Origin of the sequence: Shewanella sp. (genome assembly GCF_013214165.1) — a bacterium.
GTDB lineage: Bacteria > Pseudomonadota > Gammaproteobacteria > Enterobacterales > Shewanellaceae > Shewanella.
In genome coordinates this window covers 1-2362 of the sequence record NZ_JABSSM010000173.1, presented here as the reverse complement: position 1 = coordinate 2362, position 2362 = coordinate 1, and the positions used below count along the sequence as shown (strand labels likewise).

Annotated in this window: 2 protein-coding genes; both read left to right on the top strand. The window is 46.1% G+C overall.

Going from position 1 to position 2362, the window contains the following annotated elements; all coding sequences use genetic code 11:
- The first annotated feature begins 70 nt into the window (after window positions 1-70).
- Entirely contained in the window at window positions 71-1570 is a 1500-nt protein-coding gene (istA, locus tag HRU42_RS21020) for an IS21 family transposase (RefSeq protein WP_295034037.1), read from the top strand.
- Entirely contained in the window at window positions 1563-2330 is a 768-nt protein-coding gene (istB, locus tag HRU42_RS21015; RefSeq protein ID WP_295034035.1) for an IS21-like element helper ATPase IstB, read from the top strand. Before istA ends, istB begins: the two co-directional genes overlap by 8 nt.
- Window positions 2331-2362 lie beyond the last annotated feature (32 nt).

Below are 2362 nucleotides of genomic sequence, written 5' to 3'. Positions count from 1 at the left end.
GCCAGTTCGCGACAATTAGCTTGTCCGGTTTTGGTAATCTTTAGGCATACATAATTCTTGAGAGATTTATATGCCTGGAAAACCCATAAACCAACTACAGGTTAACCTATATATGTCTTATCGTAATAAACCTAAACAGACTCAATCATCTGCTGCGGCTAAGGCGGGATTTTCTTCCCGCTCAGCCAGACGAATTGATGCTGGACAACACAACACCAGCAAATTACCACGCCAATACGCGACCAGAAAAGACCCTCTTAATGGTCTTTTCGAGCAGCATATTGTACCGTTGCTTGAAAAAGAACCCTCACTGCAACCGATTACATTATTCGAAAAACTAGAGGAAATCGCACCGGGGCAATTGGAGCGCTCACAGCTACGCACTTTACAACGCCGAATTAAGACATGGCGCGTCATACACGGGCCTGAGCAAGACGTCATTTTCAGGCAGAAACATACGCCGGGGGCAATGGGCATTTCTGACTACACTTGGGCCAACGAGCTAAATATTACCCTCGCTGGCAACACATTTAAGCACAAGCTTTATCATTACCGTTTGGTGTTCAGTGGCTGGACTTATGTCGAGGTTGTACTCGGTGGTGAAAGTTTTGAGTCACTGTCATCAGGGCTCCAAAATGCTTTTTGGCAGAGTGGTGGCGTGCCACTAACCCACCGTACCGACAGCTTAAGCGCAGCATTTAAAAACCACACCGAAGCTGAAGTTCTGACAGAGCGCTACACCAAGTTATGCACACATTACGGGGTAAAAGCCACTCGAAACAACAAAGGTGTCGCCCATGAAAATGGCGCAATTGAGGGCCCTAATGGCCATCTCAAGCGTAAGATAGAGCAACAACTGTTATTACGCGACAGTCGTGATTTCACTGATTTAAAGCAATACCGAGACTTCATCAATGTCATCGTTGCTAAAATTAACCGTCAATGTCATACCCGTTATCTAGAGGAGTGCGCCTACTTGTCCTCCTTACCCGCTCGTCGAACTCATGACTTTAGTGAGCAATACGTCAAAGTGACATCCAGCAGCACGATTTCAATTAAGCGTGTGACATATTCGGTGCCATCACGACTCATTGGTGTGACATTACTGGCACACATTTTTGATGACCGTATAGTGCTTTTCTATGGGCATGAAGTCACATTAACCTTAGCGCGAATGCATACTCAAGGCGCAACTCGTGGTCGCTCAATAGATTATCAGCATGTTATCCATGCATTGGCTAAGAAACGTAATGCTTTTAAAGCATCGCAAATCAGGGATGCTCTTATCCCTAAAGGCGATTTTTGGCAGTTATGGCAGAGACTAACCCATGATGGCGTTACTGATGCAGATTGTCATTACATGGTCGATTTATTGGTTATCGCTGCAAACTATGATTGTGAGGCCGCATTGGGTCGCTTCGTTCTCAGGGCGTTTGACGCGGGAAAAGCCGTGACGATAGATGAGTGCCGAGCGGTTTTCAACCCCGATATGATAGTCGTCCCCATCATCGATAGTCAGCAGCACAGCGTCTCAAGTTACGATGCACTTCTTGGAGGCCGGCATGGCTAATGCTCTCAGTTTACCCCTATTATTAAAAGAGTTACGTCTGCCAGCGATAGCAAAGGCGTGGCCCGATATCGCCCTAAAAGCGGTGAGGGAGCAGTGGGAGCCCGAGCTATTTCTGGCTCAGTTATGTGAAATAGAGGCGACACATCGACAGGAAGTCCGCTTAAAACGCTTACTAAAAGAGAGTCAGTTACCCATAGGGAAACAGTTGTCTCAGTACGACTTCAGCGAGGTGGTGGGCATTAGCGCAGTTCAAGTTAAACGTAAGGCCAGTGAGTTGAGCTGGTTGAGACAAGGGCATAATATTTTATTATTCGGTGCGAGTGGCTTGGGTAAAACCCATATAGCAGCCGCGCTGGGTTATGCGCTTATTGAGCAATCTGTTCGTGTAAAATTCACAACAGGCACCGCGATGGTGCAGCACTTGCAAAAAGCCCGAGAAGGTTTAGGACTGGAAGATGCACTTAAAAAACTCGATAAATATGAGCTACTCATTTTGGACGACATCGGTTATGTCAAAAAGAGTGATAGTGAAAGTCAGGTTCTATTTGAGCTCATTGCACATCGTTATGAGCGCAACAGCCTAGTGATCACAACGAACCAGGTGTTTAGTGAGTGGGACAGTATATTTGGAGACAATATGATGACAGTAGCCGTGATTGATCGACTGGTGCATCACGCAGAGATTTATCAACTTGAGGGAGAGAGTTATCGAAGAAAAGAAGCCATGAAAATAAACGGCAAAAGCGGCCAACTTAATTGACGCCTATAGGCCAAGCTAGTTGACGTCTAACA

Coding starts and splice junctions, on each gene's coding strand:
- istA (WP_295034037.1), top strand. CDS start 71: ATGCCTGGAAAACCCATAAACCAACTACAGGTTAACCTATATATGTCT.
- istB (WP_295034035.1), top strand. CDS start 1,563: ATGGCTAATGCTCTCAGTTTACCCCTATTATTAAAAGAGTTACGTCTG.